At 59.1% G+C, this 17,218-nt stretch carries 13 protein-coding genes and 2 pseudogenes; 9 read left to right on the top strand and 6 right to left on the bottom strand.

The genetic code is table 11. From position 1 onward, the window contains the following. The first annotated feature begins 22 nt into the window (after positions 1-22). The 4 genes from BLV09_RS04980 (at position 23) to BLV09_RS04995 (ending at position 4,789) form a co-directional block, all read left to right on the top strand. Positions 23-1,348, top strand: a complete 1,326-nt coding sequence (locus BLV09_RS04980; protein ID WP_244548970.1) for an MFS transporter — start codon at positions 23-25, stop codon at positions 1,346-1,348. A 126-nt stretch (positions 1,349-1,474) separates the two neighbouring features. Then, the gene (locus tag BLV09_RS04985; RefSeq protein ID WP_146686509.1) at positions 1,475-2,395 is read left to right on the top strand and encodes a GntR family transcriptional regulator; all 921 of its coding nucleotides are present in this window, start codon (positions 1,475-1,477) and stop codon (positions 2,393-2,395) included. Positions 2,396-2,520: 125 nt separating this feature from the next. Continuing rightward, complete coding sequence (locus BLV09_RS04990; protein ID WP_146686510.1) at positions 2,521-3,300, top strand: enoyl-CoA hydratase-related protein; 780 nt, start codon at positions 2,521-2,523, stop codon at positions 3,298-3,300. A 520-nt stretch (positions 3,301-3,820) separates the two neighbouring features. Continuing rightward, on the top strand, positions 3,821-4,789 hold the full coding sequence (locus BLV09_RS04995; RefSeq protein WP_167558623.1) for a glutathione S-transferase C-terminal domain-containing protein: 969 nt from the start codon (positions 3,821-3,823) through the stop codon (positions 4,787-4,789). A gap of 26 nt (positions 4,790-4,815) precedes the next feature. Here the strand turns inward: BLV09_RS04995 and BLV09_RS05000 are convergent, their stop codons facing one another. Further along, positions 4,816-5,673 (bottom strand): LysR family transcriptional regulator, encoded by an 858-nt coding sequence (locus BLV09_RS05000; protein ID WP_100386903.1) that lies wholly within the window; start codon positions 5,671-5,673, stop codon positions 4,816-4,818. Between the two features lie 136 nt (positions 5,674-5,809). Between BLV09_RS05000 and BLV09_RS05005 the strand changes: the two genes are divergently transcribed. The 3 genes and pseudogenes from BLV09_RS05005 to BLV09_RS05015 form a co-directional block, all read left to right on the top strand. Continuing rightward, positions 5,810-7,258, top strand: coding sequence for an MFS transporter (locus BLV09_RS05005; protein ID WP_146686512.1), 1,449 nt, complete (start codon positions 5,810-5,812; stop codon positions 7,256-7,258). Then, positions 7,255-8,676: an MFS transporter gene (locus BLV09_RS05010; protein WP_100382134.1), complete on the top strand. Its 1,422-nt coding sequence runs from the start codon at positions 7,255-7,257 to the stop codon at positions 8,674-8,676. Before BLV09_RS05005 ends, BLV09_RS05010 begins: the two co-directional genes overlap by 4 nt. A 149-nt stretch (positions 8,677-8,825) precedes the next feature. Continuing rightward, positions 8,826-8,999, top strand: a pseudogene (locus tag BLV09_RS05015) (helix-turn-helix domain-containing protein); the annotation flags it as partial. 39 nt (positions 9,000-9,038) lie between these two features. Here BLV09_RS05015 and BLV09_RS37895 read toward each other — a convergent pair. The 5 genes and pseudogenes from BLV09_RS37895 to BLV09_RS05040 form a co-directional block, all read right to left on the bottom strand. Further along, positions 9,039-9,149 (bottom strand): annotated as a pseudogene (locus BLV09_RS37895) (cupin domain-containing protein); the annotation flags it as partial. Between the two features lie 197 nt (positions 9,150-9,346). Beyond that, a complete protein-coding gene (locus BLV09_RS05025) occupies positions 9,347-10,681 on the bottom strand; it encodes an MFS transporter (RefSeq protein WP_146686513.1) in 1,335 nt (444 codons plus the stop codon). A 276-nt stretch (positions 10,682-10,957) separates the two neighbouring features. Next, positions 10,958-12,133, bottom strand: coding sequence for a metal-dependent hydrolase family protein (locus BLV09_RS05030; RefSeq protein ID WP_146686514.1), 1,176 nt, complete (start codon positions 12,131-12,133; stop codon positions 10,958-10,960). 49 nt (positions 12,134-12,182) lie between these two features. Next, positions 12,183-12,923 carry an aspartate/glutamate racemase family protein gene (locus BLV09_RS05035; RefSeq protein ID WP_146686515.1) on the bottom strand — a complete coding sequence of 247 codons (741 nt, stop codon included), beginning with the start codon at positions 12,921-12,923 and terminating at the stop codon, positions 12,183-12,185. A gap of 10 nt (positions 12,924-12,933) precedes the next feature. Then, entirely contained in the window at positions 12,934-14,568 is a 1,635-nt protein-coding gene (locus tag BLV09_RS05040; protein ID WP_167558624.1) for a M28 family peptidase, read from the bottom strand. A gap of 178 nt (positions 14,569-14,746) precedes the next feature. On the opposite strand from BLV09_RS05040, the gene BLV09_RS05045 reads away from it, so the two are divergent. Together BLV09_RS05045 and BLV09_RS05050 are read left to right on the top strand one after the other, a co-directional pair. Further along, on the top strand, positions 14,747-15,556 hold the full coding sequence (locus BLV09_RS05045) for a GntR family transcriptional regulator (protein ID WP_167558625.1): 810 nt from the start codon (positions 14,747-14,749) through the stop codon (positions 15,554-15,556). 134 nt (positions 15,557-15,690) lie between these two features. Continuing rightward, on the top strand, positions 15,691-17,205 hold the full coding sequence (locus BLV09_RS05050; RefSeq protein WP_146686518.1) for a M81 family metallopeptidase: 1,515 nt from the start codon (positions 15,691-15,693) through the stop codon (positions 17,203-17,205). The last annotated feature ends 13 nt before the right edge of the window (positions 17,206-17,218 follow it).

A 17,218-nucleotide genomic window follows, 5' to 3' on the forward strand; every position in this document is an offset into this window, starting at 1 on the left:
GAAAGAGATAGGGGAAATGCAGATGGCCAGCTCGCCACCACCAGAAGCTTCGGACCTGGTTTTCCGGAAAATAGCCTATCGGCTCCTGCCATTCATCCTGCTGCTCTATTTCGTTTGCTATATTGATCGCGTCAACATCGGATTTGCGAAGTTACAGTTTCTCGACGACCTCCATCTCACTGACGCGCACTATGGATTCGCCGCGGGGTTGTTCTACGTCACCTACAGTCTCTTTGACATTCCCAGCAACCTGATGCTTGCTCGCGTAGGCGTCCGCAAGACGTTACTGCGCATCATGATTCTATGGGGAGTTGTCAGCGGCGCCCAGATGTTCATCCGCAATGCGTCCGACCTCTACATCTTGCGACTTCTGTTCGGCGCGGCGGAGGCCGGCTTCATCCCGGGCATCATGCTGTATCTTACCTTCTGGTTTCCGGTTCGCTATCGAGCCCGCATCACCAGTCTGTTTTTCGTCGGCGTTCCCCTGTCCGGCATCATCGGTGCGCCCCTGTCGGGCATGATCATGCAGCACATGAACGGCCTGTATGGCCTTCGCGGGTGGCAATGGCTGTTTCTGGTGTTCGCCATTCCAGCCATCTTCCTGGGCGTCATTTCGTATTTCTATCTCGACGATGGCCCAAAGAGCGCTGGCTGGCTAAGTGATAACGAAAAGCAGGTTGTCACTGACGAGCTGAAATCGGATGGACTGGCCGGCGACCGGGGAAACAAGGGCAGTTTTGCCGAAGCAATGCGGGATCCGCGCATTTACGCGATGGCGCTGCTGAATTTTGCCGCCAACACGGCCTCCAATACCGCGACCTTCTGGATTCCCAGCGTGCTGAAAAATGTCGGACTTGGCAGTGTTGAAAGGATCGGATGGGTGACCGGCGGAATTTCCATCGTGGCTGCTGCAGGGATGCTCCTGATCGCGCGCAGTTCGGATGCGCTCATGGAACGGCGCTGGCATTTTGTCGGCTGCGCCTTGATCACAGCTGGAGCCTATCTGCTGCTGCCGCTCGCCTCCTCGAGCATTCCGGGGACCATTCTGCTGATGGCTGTCGGGGCCGTTGGAGGTATCGGCTTGTTGACGATCTACTGGACCATCCCAACTTCGTACCTGCGCGGCAGAGGGGCCGCCGGCGCGATCGGCTTTGTCAGCATGGTCGGGGCTGTCGGCAGCGCGGTTTCCCCCTCGCTGATCGGATGGCTTCGCGAAACAACCGGGAGCCTTTACGTGGGCCTTGGATCAACCGTCGTGATCGTGCTCGCCAGCGCGGCCCTCGTTCTTCTGGCGATTCCAAAAAATGAAATTGCAGTATCGGACCAGGTTAAGGTTCGTGCCGCTTGACCGGCGACGCAGATTGTATGGAATTTTCTGGACCATGGGACCGGGGAGCGTCGGGAACGCTGCCTGGAGACGAGAGACGTAGAATCTCGGTTTTGAGCGAATTTCAGGCGTCAGAGGCTTAGCAAGATGCGCGATACCACATTGAGCCGGGTGCAAACCGACATTGTCGCGAAGATCATCGATTATGTTCGACGGGAAAAATTGCCCGCTGATTCTCGTTTGACGGAAAGTCAGCTTGCCGAGGAGTTCGGCGTCTCACGATCTCCGATCCGCGCGGCACTTCAGTTGCTCGCCGATAAGGGAATCGTAATCTCGGCTGCAAACAAGGGGCATTATCTCGCGCGCGACAGCAGCACCCTGGACGCCATCGACCTGACCATTTCGCCGCCGTCGGATGCGTCGCTATACGACCGAATTGCCATGGACCGTATGCGCGACGGAGTTGCGGAGCAATTCACCGAAGCGAGCTTCATGCGACGGTACGACGTATCGCGCGCCCAACTCGTCCGTACCCTCACGAACATGTCTCACGATGGTCTGGTCAGGCGAAGCACCGGTCACGGCTGGATCTTCATGCCGAGCCTCAATTCTGCGGCGGCCTACGCTGCCAGCTATCGTTTTCGCATCATCATCGAGCCCGCAGGTCTGATGGAGCCGACCTTTCTGCTGGACCGGCCGGCGATGGCCCGCTGCCGCGAAGCGCATGAGCAGATGCTTGTCCGCGCGAAGAAGGGCAAGCTGAACGGCAGAGAAATATTCGATACCAATGCCGAGTTTCACGAAATGCTGGCGGTCATGTCGGGAAACCGATTCATTGCGCAAGCGATTGAACAGCAGAATAAGCTTCGCCGGCTTAGTGAATACTACGTTTACGACGACGAAAGCCGTATCCAGACATTGGTGCGCGAACATTGCGAGATCATGGATGGGCTCGTGGCAGGCGATCAGGTCTGGGCAGCTACGCTCTTGCGACGGCATCTGGAAATCGCGAGCCGTTTGGCGCCGCCGTTTGCCGAACTGAGCAGCGAGCGTGTCCCAAAAGCATGAATGATTGTGATTGAGCAAACTGTGGTGATCGTACCATCTCTGCAGTTCCGCGATAGTCGATTGCGAAATCAGCCTGCGTTGGAGATCGCGCGAGGCGTATCGGGACATGGCATGGAGCTACGCAAATGTTGCATCTGAGAATTGATAGGGGGGTTGCTCGGCTCACATTCGAAAATCCGTCCAGGCTGAATGCCATCAACGAGGCCATGTGGCGCAGTTTTCCGAAGATTCTGGACCAAGTGCAGGATGACGCAACTGCGCGTGTCCTGGTACTGCAGGGCGCGGGTGACCGCGCCTTCTGTTCCGGCAACGATATCAGTGAATTCGAGAATATTCGCGCCGATCCTCTCGCCGCAGCTGCCTACAACGCCTTGCAGCGCGACGTCGCGATCCGGTTTCGCGCGCTGACCAAGCCGAGCATTGCTGCGATCCATGGCTATTGTCTCGGAGCTGGCTTTGAGCTGGCTCTGATGTGTGACCTAAGAGTTTGCACGCATGATGCACAGTTCGGAGTGCCTGCGGTAAGACTCGGTCTGCCTTATCGGCTTGAGGATATAGCGACGATCCTTAATGTGGTCGGACTGGCTCAGGCCCGGGAAATGGTATTGTTGGGACGACGCTACGGGGGTGAGGACGCCCTTCGTCTGGGTCTGGTAAATTGGTTGGCCGATGGCGTCGCGGCGATGGCGACTATCATGGACGCGGCGGTGGCAGACCTGACGTCCGCTGCACCGCTCAGTTTGGCGGCCGCCCGGGTCGCATTCCAGGAGCTCTCGCGGCGAGACCGATCGCCGGATCTCGAACGGGCTCAGCGGGCAGCAGATCGATGCTACGCTAGTCGTGATTATGCGGAAGGTCGCGCGGCTCAGCGAGAGAAGCGCAAGCCGGTCTTTCAAGGAAACTAACCTGAAGGAGGCGAGCCAATTAGTTTCAGGCGAGACTTCGACGAGTCGTTCCCGGGCCGCATCGTGGATGGCGAGGTACGCACCCAGGACGAGTCTGGAATAATCGGTCGCTCTGCGTGATCTCGTATTTCAATAGTTGGTCAGCGTCGTCTTCCGTAGTTGCCTCCGCTGGAATATCCCGCCACACCTCAAGTTTCCGGCGCGAGCGGACGTCGGTATCGGTGGTTGCGTGTCCCCGCAACCACTTCCAACATAACTCAATCACCGTCCCGGTCTAACAACCGGGGGGTGATTGCGTTTGTATCGGTTTGGAGGGTTGTAACCGACGCGATGGCCGCACCCTGCTGGAATCTGAGTTCCGCAATCGCGCTGCCCTTTGGACTATATAAAACCGTTATCTCAGAAATAAAGGATCGCAGATCTTTCAAGAGAAAACATGGGGAGTGACATTGTTGCGTGTAATCCGCGCTCGAATCTCGAACCTGTTCTCCAACGCGGTGCTCGGAACAATAGTTCATCCATGAAGCTCATGATCGATGGCGTCTGGAGGGGCGATATCGCCCCTCCGCCGGAATTGGCAGCCAAACAAATGATCCATGACGGGAGTTTCCGCCATAAGATCACAAACGGTGGTTCGTCGGCGTTTCCGGCAGAGCCGGGCCGATATCATCTCTTTGTCTCTTACGCCTGTCCGTTCGCGCATCGCACCTTGGTCGTGCGGGCGCTGAAGGGGCTCAACGACATCGTGCCGGTGTCCATCCTGCATCCGGTCTGGGACACGCCCCACGGGTGGGCATTTGGCGAGACGCCGCTCTCGACGCCGGACCGTGCAGTCAACAGTTTCCGGTTCCTCCATGAAGTGTATCGGGCGGCCAATCCAGCCTACACAGGGAAGATCATCGTTCCCGTCCTATGGGACGAACGCTCGCGACAGATCGTCAACAACGAGTCGATCGAGATCGCCCGGATGCTGAATGAAGCGTTTGACGCGGTCGGTGCCGACCAAACGGTCGATCTTTATCCCTTGGCACTCCGATCCGAGATTGACGCTTTGGGCGGGCGAATCGCGAAGAGTCTGTCGCGAGGCGTCTACGCGGTCGGACAGGCCAAGGACCAGATCGAATATGATGCAGCGATGAACGAACTTTTCAGCTTTCTCGACGAGATCGAAACGCTCGTCGCCGACGGTCGAACATTTCTTCTCGGGGACCAGCCGACACTGGCCGATGTGCTGATCTTCACGCCTCTCGTTCGCTTCGACGGGGTTTACAATCCGCTCTTTCGCGCCAGTCGAAAGCGGCTTGTCGACTATCGCGGCCTCACCCGGCTGACCAAGCGCATATATGACTTGCTGGGCGTTGCCGACACGGTGAGGTTCGATCACATTCTGACGCACTACTATGATGGCGATTGGGGTGTCGCCAGCCGGCGCGGCATCACACCGGAAGCGCCGATGATCGACTTTCGCATCGCCGGCAACTGCGGCTGAGAGCAACGGTCCGCTCCAGGTCACGCTCATGATGAAGGCGCCCGATGCTCGCGAAAAGCGGCTACGAGCGTCCGCAAGGCGCCGCGCGAGCGTGCGTCCGACAAAGTGGAGTGGAGTACAATTTCGGACGAAGGGAGCGGCGGAAGTCCAAGCCGTTCTCCAACCTCGACAATGCCAACCGGCGCAACGCGATACGCCAGCGCGGCGACAGCGAGGCCGGCCGACACGGCGGCAATGACAGCCGCAGTGCCGCCGCCCACGAAGACCTCAATCCAACTCACGCCAGCGGCGTCGAGTGCACGGGTGGCGATATTGCGGACACCGCATGAGGCAGCCAGTGAAGCCAGCCGAAGGGCTTCGCCCTCCCGGTGCTCGAATCCTGATGATGCAAACCAGCCAAAGCGCTCCTGCGCCAGAACCTCGCCATCTCGGCGGTCGTCCTCGCGACGGACGATCGCCGCATCGAGCACCCCACGATCGAACGCATCAAGCAAATTACGAGATGCCTCGATCTGGACCTCGATCAACAGGGCCGGATCGTAACTATGGAGGCGGGACAGCAACACTGGCAGCTCGGGGCCAGCCACCTGATCGGCGATGCCAAGCGTGAACCGGCGTGGCGCCGAAGTGAGGCCGGCGACAGCGCGCTCGTGGGCCGCGACGAACTCGCGAGCGACGCCTAGAAACGCTGCTCCGCGCGCCGACAGCCGTACCAGTCTCGGCGTTCGTTCGATTAGCTTTTCGCCCAGCCGATCCTCAAGCCGTTTCAGCTTCACGCTAATCGCGGCCTGGGAGGTATCGAGCGCCTCCGCCGCGCGGGTGAAGCTCTGAAAATCGGCCACGAGGACGAACGCCTGCACGGCATCAACATCCAATGTTGCCATGATTGCCATATCAATTCGTTATCTCTGAAATAGATATACATCTCATTCCAATATGATCAAGCCCCCACTACGTTGGCCTTCAGACGCAACGTGAGGATCGGGCCAGCGCTGTCGCGCAGTCGATCCGGGGGAATTGATGAGCACGCAAGCGGAGGAACCGACGGGGCGAACTGTAGCCGCCGTCGAAATCGATGCACGGGGATGGTTCGCTCTGCCGGTCCTGCTCGCTGGCGCGTTCCTGCCGCCGCTCGACTTCACCATTGTCAATCTGGCACTGCCGGCCATCCGGCAAAACCTCGGCGCTACGTCCAGCGACGTGCAGCTCGTGATCTCCGCCTACGCGGCGACCTATGCGGTGTTCCTTATCACGGGTGGACGGCTCGGCGACCTCTATGGCCGCAAGCGTGTGTTTCTGACTGGCGTCGTCGGCTTCACCCTTGCCTCGGCGCTATGCGGCGCGGCCTGGTCGCCGTCCGCCCTGATCGCGGGGCGTATCCTACAGGGCATAATGGCGACGGTGATGGCGCCGCAGGTGCTGGCCTCGATCCGCGTTCTGTTCTCCGGAGCGGCGCAAGGACGTGCCCTCGCGCTTTACGGCGCGACATTCGGCTTGGCCAATCTGTGTGGTCAGCTCCTCGGCGGCGTTCTGGTCTCATCTCATCCTTTCGGCCTCACCTGGCAGGCAATCTTCTTCGTCAATGTGCCCATCGGATTGGCGACGGCGGTGGGTGGCTTGGTGTTCCTGCGCGACTCGCGATCGGAGCATGCGCAACGGCTCGATGTCGGTGGCGTCGTTCTGCTGTCCCTGACGCTGGGCCTTCTGGTCTATCCGCTGGTCGAGGGGCGCGAGGCCGGATGGCCCTGGTGGATCGCCGTCATGCTCGCAGCCTCGCCAGTCGCGCTCACCATCTTCATCCTGTTCGAGAAGTGGTTGGATCAGCGTGGCGGCTCACCGCTGGTCGAACTCGCTCTATTCCGCGAGCGGCGGTTCGCCACGGGTATCGCTATGGCGCTCGCCTTTTACATGCAAAACGCCTTCTTCCTGACCTTCTCCGTCTATCTTCAGAATGGGCTGCACTTGACGCCGATGGACGCGGGCATCGCGACGTTGCCCTACGTGATTGGGAGTTTCGTCGCGTCGCTGGCATCCTCCCATCTCATGCAACGTCTCGGGCCTTATGCACTGACCCTCGGCTTCGCCCTTCAAGCGTTCGGCTTTTTCCTTCTCATGCTGGCGGTTGAGACGACCTTGCCTGGCAGCCGCGATATAGGTCTTGCCGCGGCGGGAATGGGCTTCGGCATCATCATGCCTTCCGTGATCAAGGCCGTCGTGGGCGGTATTGACCATCGCCATGCCGGTCTGGCGTCGGGCGTCGTCATCTCCGCCTTGCAGATCGGCTCCGCGCTCGGCGTCGCGATCATCGGCGGCGTCTTCTACAGCGCGCTTGGGTCTGGGCAGTCGCTGCCGGCCTACGCGCACGCCTTCGCGCTCGCGCTTGGCTGCATCGTGGCAGTTCTGATTCTCGGGGGTGCCCTGTCGGTATCGGTGGCGAAGGCAAGCCATTCGATCGGGAGCAGGCCATGAGTATCAATGCTGGAGCCGTGACGAAACAGGGTGTTGTGGAGGCGTCAGGTGATCCGCGCCGCTGGTTCGCGCTTCCGGTCCTGCTGATCGGCGCTTTCCTGCCTGTTCTCGACTTCAACGTCGTCAATCTGGCGCTGCCCGCCATACGGCAGAATCTCGACGCGACGTCGAGCGATGTCCAGTTCGTCATTTCGGCCTACGCAGCGACCTATGCCGTGTTCCTCATTACCGGCGGTCGCCTTGGCGATTGGCTCGGCCGCAAGCGGATGTTCGTGACCGGCGTTGCAGGCTTCACGCTCGCCTCGGTGTTATGCGGTCTCGCGTGGTCGCCGGCCGTCCTTATCGCCGGACGCATCCTGCAGGGGCTGACGGCGACGGCGATGGCGCCGCAGGTGCTGGCCTCGATCCGCGTCCTGTTTCCGGCTGCCGAGCAAAGCAGGGCATTCGCCCTCTATGGTGCTACGTTCGGATTTGCAAACATCGCCGGACAGATCCTCGGCGGCGTTCTGGTGTCGTCGCATCCGTTCGGGCTTACCTGGCAGGCGATCTTTCTTATTAACGTGCCGATCGGCCTCGTTGCCGTCATTGGCAGCCTGCTCTTTCTCAGCGATTCACGAGCCGATCACGCCCAAAAGCTCGATATTAGCGGTGTCGTGCTGCTCTCGGTGACGCTTGGCCTTCTGGTCTATCCGTTGGTCGAAGGACGTGAGACAGGATGGCCGGTGTGGATAGTCGCCATGCTTGTGGTGTCGCCTATCGTGCTGATCGCCTTTGTTCGATTTGAACGCCGGTTGACTGCACAAGGAGGCGCACCGCTCGTTGATTTCTCGCTGTTCAGAGAGCCCGGCTTTGCGATCGGCATCGCTATGGCGCTCGTCTTCTACATGCTCTCGTCTTTCTACCTGACCTTCTCGGTCTATTTGCAGGGTGGTCTTCATCTGACGCCGGTTGACGCCGGCCTGCGGACACTACCGTTCGCGTTTGGCTATTTCGCGTCCTCGTTGGCCTCCGCCAGCATCATGCAGCGCCTTGGGCCGCGTGCCCTGACGCTGGGTTTCATCATTCAGGTCATCGGCTTCGGCGCGGTGATCCTATCGGTTCTTGGCGTAACGTCGGGATACATTGAAATCGCGCTTCTCGTGGCCGGCCTCGGATATGGCATTGTGGTCCCCTCGGTGATCAAGGCGGTGGTCGGAGGCATCGACCAGCGCTACGCAGGGCTCGCATCCGGTATCGTCATCTCGACATTCCAGATCGGTGCGTCCCTCGGCGTCGCGATCATCGGTGGCGTCTTCTTCAGCACGGTCGGCGGCAACCAGGAGCTTACCTCTTATGCGCACGCTTTCAGCGTGGCGCTTGGCTGCAATGTCGCGCTGCTGGCGCTCGGCGGCCTCCTCTCACTGTGGCTGCCGAGTTAGAGGCAGACCACCGTTGCCCCAATCAACACACAAGACACCTTAGAACCGAAGTTTCGCGATATGGAGACTCTGCCGATAAAACGAGATCAGCGATCATTCTGGCAGACGCACTGCTCACCGCCCGGACTTTCCGCGGCTTGAGGTGACGGATGGACCTCCGCCGCCTCCGCCACTTCGTCGTTGCAGCGGAAGAATCGAATTTTCGCCGCGCGGCGATGCGGCTGGACACCAATCAATCCATCATCTCGCCGCATGTTCGCGACATTGAAGAAGAACTGGGCGCGGACCTGTTCCACCGTGAACCAGGGCACGGCGCACGACTGACGGAGGTTGGCCTCGCGCGAGGTGTTGGGCGCGGGCCGTCACTTCACCAATGTGAGGAGCGGTTTTTCTTTTTCGACGACATATGTCGCGAGCTCGGTCGCGGTGCTGTTGCCGACGTTCCTTGCTGCATGGATCGTGCCAGCCGGGACAACTTTGAAGTAACGATCAAGCTAGTCTGAGGCGGATTGTGCTCCGGCGTTGTTGCAGCCGGGTATGACGCAGGCGACACAGAGAGCTGGAATCAGGGATAATCTGTGGATCGAAGTGGCTGCTCAAGCCGCTGCTTCAAATAGCAATTTGAGATGGTTGCGTGTCCCCGGCAACCCCTTTCGTCATAACTCACTTGTCATCGTTCATCATCGAGCTCGATGTTCGTGCGGTCGCGAGTCATCAGCATGGCGACGCCACTCACCAGCGCCAAAGCCATTATATAAAAAGCCGGCGAAACCGGATTGCCTGTTTGCTTGACGAGAAGAGTGGCCACAAACGGCGCCGTTCCTCCAAAGAGAGTGACGGCCAGACCGTAACTTACAGAGAGACCGGTGAACCTCACGCGTGTCGGGAACAGCTCAGCCAATACCGGGGCTATGGTTCCCGTGTAGAAGACCTGAAGCAATGAATACGAAAACTGCACGATGAATAATGTAAGTATGCTGGGCGCGTCCGTGATGGCGCGGAACATGGGGTAGCTCGCGACGACGAAGCCGAAACTCATGATCAGCATCAGGGGCTTTCGTCCGACCTTGTCCGACAGCCAGCCAACGACCGGTAGTCCGAAAATCAGCAACGTATGCGATAAGGTCAGCGACAGCAGTGCCAGATCAGCGGGCAGATGCTGCTGCTGGATGGCGAAATTCATCAAGTAAATTGTAAACGTGAAGTTTGTCGTGGTCCCGATGATGCTGATCAGTGTCGCTGCCAGCATGCGCGGTCCGAATAGCGAAAAGACTGTCCTCAGGGGCGTGCGTTCGACGCGTCTTTCGACAACCGCCTGGCGGAAGGTCGGCGTATCGGCGACGCGGGTACGTAGATAATATCCCAGCGGCCCGACCAGAAATCCGATCAGGAACGGGATTCGCCAGCCCCAGGACATGTAATCTGAATGAGTGAACGAAAATGTCAGGGCCGCCACCAGCCCTGAACCGACGACGCCACCCAGGTGATTGCCGATCTGCTGAAGGCTGCTGACCAGTCCTCGCTGCTTGTCTGGGGAATGCTCCACCAGGAACGCGGCTGCGCCGCCCCATTCGCCGCCGGTCGCAAAGCCCTGCACCATTCGGCAAAGAACGAGCAGAATTGGCGCGGCAATGCCGATGCTTGCATAGGAAGGCAAGAAGCCCACGACGCCGGTGGCTGACGCCATCATGACGATCGTGAGCGAGAGCGCCGCCTTGCGTCCTTTGCGGTCGCCGTAGATGCCGATAACGACGGCGCCCACCGGACGCATGATGAAACCCACGCCGAACGTGGCAAAGCTGCTCAGCAGCGAAATCAAAGGATCGGTCGAAGGGAAGAAGTGCGCCCCAAGCGGTATGGCGAGAAATCCGTAGATCGCGAAATCGAACAATTCCAGGAAGTTTCCGATTGCGGATGCAACGATCGCCCGCCGTCTTTCAGCGGGTTTCTCGTTCGCGATCGTGAGATCTGCTACGTTGTAGCCCTCGGCATGTTCGGCGGTCATCGTCTATCCCCCAAGGTTCAATGTCGTCTCTGCCGGTGCACGATTTGCAGCGACGCTAGCCTCGCGCCGGTGCGAATTCTGAATCCCAGGTTTCAACCCTGAATGACGCGTTCGCGGCGACACAGCACCGGCACCGCAAAACGATTTCCAGATCATCCATCATGAGGTCGGCTTCTCGCGACAGATCTCGTTCCGAGCCTGGGAGATCCCGTCGTTTTGCCGGTCTGTTCGAAGCCACCGATCCATGATCCATCTCTTGATCCATCTTTTGGGCAATCAAATTCCCTGAAATCGCTTTCCACGGATGTAAACATCCGTGATGCTTCTCAGATGAGAGATATTGTCGAGGGGATTTTTGGCGAGCGCGATAAAGTCTGCCGATTTTCCCGCCTGCAATGTTCCTGCCGTATCTTCCGCTCTGCAGGCACGTGCCGCGTTCTTTGTCGCAGCCTGGATCGCCTGCATGGTCGAAGCGCCAAACTCAACAAGCTTTTCCATTTCGTAAGGCATCTCACCATGTACCGAGTCCGTGCCGATCGCCAGATTGGCTCCCGACTTGATAATCCTCGCAAAATTTTCCGCGGCGGCTTCGCGAGCCCTCAGAACTTTCGATCTGATCAGGGGAATTGAAAAATCCGTTCCCTCGATGCCCTCCGGATGGAACAGGATCGAGAATGTCCCGACGATCCATAGATCTTTACGGATGATTTCGTTGAGCTGTTTCTCATGAATGAATGCGCCGTGCTCGATCGTGCGCACTCCTTCCTCGATACACAGATCGAGGCCGGTGCCGCCATGCGCGTGCGCAGCGACGTAAGTGCCGGCCCGTTCGGCTTCCTCGACCGCAGCGGCGATTTCTTCGCGCGAATACGGACATGAATGCAAAGCCTTGCCGGGGCTGCTGGCTCCGCCGGTGGCGAAAAGCTTGATGAAATCCGCGCCTTGAGCGAGATTTTGCCGCGCGAGTTTCCTGATCTCCTGCTTGCCGTCCGCCGGCCGCAGTCCGACGCCGTGGCTGTGCGAAGCCGAGAGCGCGATTCCAGCGGTAATGATCCTTGGGCCGCTGACGATTCCGCCTTCGATCGCTTTCTTGAAATCGATGTCGATGTAGTTTTCTTCACCCATAATTCTCGTGGTGGTGACGCCCGAACAAACGTCCTTCAAAAGGTTGGGAACGCTTCTGAGGACGTTGATGCCGGGAGGCAGCCGCTTCTGCGCGGGCTGGTTGCCCTTTCCCGGCACCAGGGAGAGATGGGTGTGGGCGTTGATCAGCCCCGGCATCACATAGCTGTTGCCGAGGTCCAGGATTTCCGTACCGGGAGGCAACTCCCTGAAGGCAGCCTGGACTCCGACCTCGACGATGCGATCGTCCTCGATCAACAGGCATGCGCCATCGACGGCAGGCGCGCCGGTTCCGTCGATCAGGGATTTGCATTTAACTAGCTTGAACAATTGCGCCTCGTATTGGGGGATTTGAGGTCTCGAAACGGCTTCGGCGACGTCAGTCGAAATACGCCTTCTCCGGAGGCGACGGCCAGGATGCGCGCGAATGCGTTAGACCGAGATCGAGCAACGTTTCCGCCGTCTTCAAGGCCGCGAGAACCGGGTTGACGACCGGCACATGGAGGCGCTTCGAGAGCTCTCGATCAACGTCCATGAACGCCATGCTCATGCAGCCCATGACCAACACGTCCGCGCCATCTTCTTCGATGCATCGGCGGGATGTTTCGAGGATGCGTTGCCATGCGCCGCTTTTTTCATTTGCAAGCTCAACGACGGAAACGCCGATGCCGCGCACGGATGCAAGCCGATCGACCAAGCCCTGAGCACGCAAACGAGGTGTCGTGCGTTTGTGGCCGCTCTCAAGCGGCGTCAAAACCGAATACCTGTCACCGAGTTGTAATGCCAACGCGATAGAGGATTGACCGGGTCCCACGATCGGCATTGTCACGGTTTCGCGGACGGCATCGATCGCCGGATCCGAAAAGCAGCCGATAATTCCGGCGTTTGCGCCATCCGCATCCGCCTTTTGAAGACCTGCGAGCAGATGGGGCGCCACTTTGACTGCGTCCCGCTCGCTTTCGATCGATGCGTAGCCGGAGGGAACGCTTAGCACCTCAGTCTCGGTGCAGGCACCGGCGTGGCGCTGCAGATAGTCGCGCCTGCGCCCGATCTCCGCGACACCAAGCGTCCTCTCCATCGGAGCGACGAGCTGATAGACGATACGGCGGCGGCCTGCCATTCGTGTCTTTCTATTTTAGTCGAGCGAACATCTCGTCAATCAAGTCTGTTGAATCCTGCAATGCGTCCGCCACCCGGTTGCGGGCGCGAACCATCTTGGTTTCCACCATCCAGCGCTGCTCACCGTCCGGCAACTGATTGAGTTGCTGGAGGTCGTAGAGACACGGGATCATCGTGGTTTGCGGCGTAAAGCCATACGTATCGTGGCCGTAGCTACCCACCGAGCTTGATTGCAATGGAACGAGGATGCGTGAAAGACGCTTGATGGTGCGGTTGAGGAGAAGTGCCGCTTGCTCGGAGCCACGACCGCGGGCGAACTGTTCGGCTTCCTGTGCGGCGCGGCTATCCAGCCTCGCCACGGCATTCGCGAAACGCGCGGCGTCATCTTGCGCCGTCTCCAGGCCGACGCTTTTGCCGGCGACGCGCAGTTCTTCGAGCCGATCGGAGATTTGCTTCGATACCGGAGCAAATCGGAACGGCAATACTGGAGCGGTGGTCAGCTCCCACAGATAGGCTGTGTAGACCCGCAGGTGCTCCTGCATGAGACTCCAGTCGAGCTTGTCGAGACGGTTCTCGATGGAGTGGTGCCACCAGCCGAGCGTGGCGTGTGCGGTGCTCTTCAACTCCGCGTCCGTGAAGGCTCCTCTTCCTTGGAACGAGGGAATACCGAGACCGAAGAAGCTGGAATCACCGGACTTCGCCTGTCGTTCCCACCGGATTTTCTTGTTCAGAAGCCTGGCCTCGATGGCGCTGTGGAAAGACCTCAGCTCCGGATTTGAGGACGTCGCCCATTCCGTCGTGCCGATACACGCCGGCTGATCAATTTGAAGGTAGGCGACGCAGTTCTTGCGAAGGTTGTCCCAGTTCTGATCTGCAAACCATGTCGAACCCGCCATCGTACCGGTTTCATGCGCGGTCCAGAAGCCGAAGGTCAGCCCGCGCCTCATCTTGTCGCGGTGCTTGGAAAATACGCGCGCTAATTCCATCTGACACGCGTTGCCGGCGGCATTGTCAGTCGCGGCTTCCCCCGGCCAACTGTCCTGATGTCCGCCGACCAGGACGAAGTCATCATGTTCGGGAGAGCTTGCAGGTGCGGGCAGCCGCGCGACGGTGATCTGAACCGGACGCCAGCCATTTTCGACGTGGGTTTGCATCCAGACTGTGACGGGCCCTTGCTCCACGAGCTTGCGCAACTCGAGACCGGCCGCCCGCGCTATACCGATGCACGGAATTGTCGGCATCTCGGTGTTGGCATTCTCGGGAGTGGGATTGCCCCACATCGGCTTCACCGAGCCGAACGGGACGGCCTGGTTTTCAGGATGTCCCCAATTCATCATCACCGCACCGATCGCGCCCTGGTTCGCGGCAATCCTTTGTTTTTCATGCCGCGCCGGGGAATAGGAAAGCTCGGTGAGAATTATTTTGCCGCGTGCATCCTTGCCGGCGTAGTTCGACAGCGCACCGCTGCCGACATCGACGAGTTCGCCGCGAATTCCTTCAGGCCCTGTTTTGATGCTGTGTCCTAAGGTGTTCGCTTTGAAGCTGGTTTCGACCGGCGCTTCGACACGAAAATCGGCGTGTTCCGGAAATGAAACGATCGCCTGCAGTTCTTTGACGGCGACGTCGGTCAGTCCGATCCCGGACATCGCGGCGTGACTGTATTCCGCCATGCGTTTGCCATTGGCGCTACCAGCCGCCCGATGCGGAATCTCTCGAACAATCGTTTCGACGTGGCCGCGCACACGGTCGGCTGAGACTTCATCGACAACGGGTATTTCGCTCATCATTATCCCAATTTTTCGTTATTTTTGTATTCTTGACATCTTGTATGACAAGATGTCAAGAATGTTTGTTAACGATGTTGGACGCGACTCGTCCGGCCAGTTAGGCCGTCCGGGCGAGCGATCCTTCAGGAGACTTGAAATGGCGGGAAGCGTTCTTCGGATTACCGATGCGCCTGCGCTTCTGCGCGACCAGGCGTTGGAGCGCCTGCGCGACGCGATCATCAGCGGCCACTTTGCGCCCGGCACGCGCCTCATCGAGCGAGAGCTCTGTGAGCAGATGGGCGTGAGCAGAACCTCAATACGTGAGGTGCTTCGCGGTCTCGAAGCCGAGCACCTGATCACGATCGAGCCGCGGCGTGGTCCGATCGTGGCTCGCCTGACGCGTAAACAGGTTGCGGAAATCTATGACGTTCGCGCCTTGCTTGAGAGCGCCGTGGTGCGCATCTTCACGCAAAAAGCGAGCGATCAAGAAATGGCACAGCTTCGCGCGCTGTACGACAAGCTTTACATCATACGCCGCAGTGGTGACGTCGCCGCCATTGCCAAGGCCGCGACGGAATTCAGCGGATACATGCTGAAAATTGCCGAGCACGAATTGATCAGTGACCTTCATCGGAAGCTGACCGCTCGCATGAGCGCTTTGCGCGGCGTCTCCATTTCGCAACCGGGGCGACTAGAGCAGGCGGCGGAAGAGCTCGCGACCATCATGAGTGCCATCGAACGACGCGACGCCGAGTCAGCCGCTCGATATTTTGCGACTTACGTCCGGAATGCAGGCGAAGCCGCTCTGGCACGTATTGATGCGGGGCCATTGCCGTCGCATGTCCCGATGCGCGACGGGCCTGTGTAAACGTAAAGCCGGCCGGCCGAGATGAAACATGTTGCTTCTACCCGATAGGACGCAATGAGGCGCGGGCTGGCAGCGGCGATGGCGAGCTTTTGGCGCTGACGGCACACTTTTGACCAAACCTGCAGGAGTTCGAAATGGCGAGAATCGCAGTCGGCGGCGTCCATCATGAAACGAATTCCTTCATTCCGTCGCGAACCGACTTTGCTTATTTCGCGAGCCATCGAGATCGACCGCCGCTCGTTCGCGGACCCGAGGTCCTCGAGTGGCTGACCAATACAAGTTTTGGGTTGTCCGGATTTCTCGAGGCGATGGCGGACGCGCACGACATTGTTCCGTTGCTTTGGACGAGCGGCGGGGCAGGCGGCGTCGTCACACGGGATGCGTTTGAGCGGATTGCCGCGGAGCTGGTCGGTTCCCTGTCGCGGGAAATGCCTGTCGACGCGGTATATCTCGATTTGCACGGAGCGATGGTCACGGAAGATTTCGAGGACGGCGAAGGCGAATTGCTACGGCGACTTCGGGCCGCACTGGGACCTCATGTTCCGATCGTTATCAGCCTCGACTACCACGCCAACGTCACGCCTCAGATGGTCGCGTGCACAGATGGTTTGGTCGGATATTATACCTATCCTCACGTGGATCGTGAACAAACCGGCCGTCGGGCAGCCAAGGTGCTGTCGACCATCCTTGAACGAGGGCAGCCAAGCGGACGTGCGCTCCGGAAAATTCCATTTTTGATACCGCTCAATTTCCAGAGCACTCTCGTACAGCCCTCCAAACGAATCGTGGAAAGCTCTGAACGCGCTGAGGGTGGCGATGTTCTGAACGTCTCGTATCTGGCCGGCTTCCCGCCGGCAGATCTGTTCGATTGTGGTCCCTCGGTTATCGTTCACGCGTATTCGCAGGAACTGGCTGACCTTCGTGCCGACACGCTGGCGAAGGAAATCACCGCGGTTGAGGCTGAATTCCTGCAGCCGCTCTACAACGTGAAAGAAGGCGTCAGAAAAGCCATTGGCATCGCAGAGACCGCGAGTCGCCCCGTCATTTTGGCCGACACGCAGGATAATCCTGGATGCGGCGGTACTGCCGATACGACTGGCGTGCTCGAGGAACTCATTCGACAGGGCGCTACGGAGGCGGTTGTCGGAATTTTATGCGATCCTGAAGCTGCGGAAGCGGCTCATCGTGCCGGCGAAGGAAACAAAATCAATATCGCTCTGGGGGGAAAATATGGACCGGCTGGTGTGAAGCCGTATGAGGGCGAGTTTTCTGTCACTCAGCTTGGCAATGGCCAGATTGTTTCCACCGGCTCGACAATTCGGGGCCGCAAGATGGAGCTAGGAAAGATGGCGCTCCTGACAATCGGCGGCGTGAGCGTCGTCGTCAGCAGCAAGCGCATGCAGGCGTACGATCCCGGGTTATTCAGGCATGTGGGCGTCGAACCTACGGAGCAAAAAATCCTGGCGCTCAAGAGCGCGGTTCATTTCCGGGCGGACTTCGAACCGATATCCGAAGAGGTCCTGGTGGTGCTCGCGCCGGGAGGACATATCGTCGATCCCACACAATATCCTTATCAGCGTTTGCGTGCCGGCGTTCGGCTTGGTCCGCTTGGTCCGAGATCGCGTGGGGGTTCGGCCACAACGGGCTGAATTCCGCGCCGTC

The sequence above is a fragment of the Bradyrhizobium canariense genome (assembly GCF_900105125.1).
Lineage (GTDB): Bacteria > Pseudomonadota > Alphaproteobacteria > Rhizobiales > Xanthobacteraceae > Bradyrhizobium > Bradyrhizobium canariense_A.